The organism is Paenibacillus antri (assembly GCF_005765165.1).
Classification (GTDB): domain Bacteria; phylum Bacillota; class Bacilli; order Paenibacillales; family YIM-B00363; genus Paenibacillus_AE; species Paenibacillus_AE antri.
The window spans coordinates 1-962 of sequence record NZ_VCIW01000061.1 but is presented as its reverse complement, the minus strand read 5'-3'; the positions used below and the strand labels follow the sequence as shown (position 1 = coordinate 962).

Genomic DNA, 962 nt, shown 5'->3' with positions numbered 1-962 from the left:
GGTGGGCACTCTAAGATGACTGCCGGTGACAAACCGGAGGAAGGTGGGGATGACGTCAAATCATCATGCCCCTTATGACCTGGGCTACACACGTACTACAATGGTCGGTACAGAGGGCAGCGAGACCGCGAGGTGGAGCGAATCTCAGAAAGCCGATCTCAGTTCGGATTGCAGGCTGCAACTCGCCTGCATGAAGCCGGAATTGCTAGTAATCGCGGATCAGCATGCCGCGGTGAATACGTTCCCGGGTCTTGTACACACCGCCCGTCACACCACGAGAGTTTACAACACCCGAAGTCGGTGAGGTAACCGCAAGGGGCCAGCCGCCGAAGGTGGGGTAGATGATTGGGGTGAAGTCGTAACAAGGTAGCCGTATCGGAAGGTGCGGCTGGATCACCTCCTTTCTATGGAGTACTTCCCGGTCGTAGCACTGGGGTACAAATCTGGCGCAAGCCATAATACAAGCATATGCTCAGCTCATGTTCGGTTTTGAGGGCGTAAGCCTTCAACTTAGACGGAAAAGATACCACTAATTCGATGGGAATCGATGCGGTTGGCGATTTACCGGGAAAACATACCGCTAATTCGGCGTGAAGACCGTGTATTTGGTCGGAATGGGCGAATTAGAGGGAGGAATTCCTGCTAAATGGTCGAGATGCTGAAAAAACCGGGTAATTAGAGGGAGAATTTCCTTCTAATCAATTTGTTCCTTGAAAACTGGATAGCGAAACGAGAAATACACATCCGAAGTTTTAAGCGCGCTGATGCGCGGGGGAGTGGTTCTGTATTTTCGTATCGTAGATATTTTTCTAAGTTAGAAAAAAATCGATGATGAGAAAAAACAAACACCCGCCGCTGCAGCAGTTCTGGATAAGTTATAAAGAGCGCACGGAGGATGCCTAGGCGCTAGGAGCCGACGAAGGACGTGGCGAACGACGATATGGCCTCGGGGAGCCGTAAGC

2 rRNA genes are annotated in these 962 nt (G+C 51.4%); both read left to right on the top strand.

Going from position 1 to position 962, the window contains the following annotated elements:
• Positions 1-404 (top strand): 16S ribosomal RNA (locus FE782_RS32035); the annotation flags it as partial.
• Between the two features lie 464 nt (positions 405-868).
• Positions 869-962: ribosomal RNA gene (locus FE782_RS32030) — 23S ribosomal RNA — on the top strand; the annotation flags it as partial.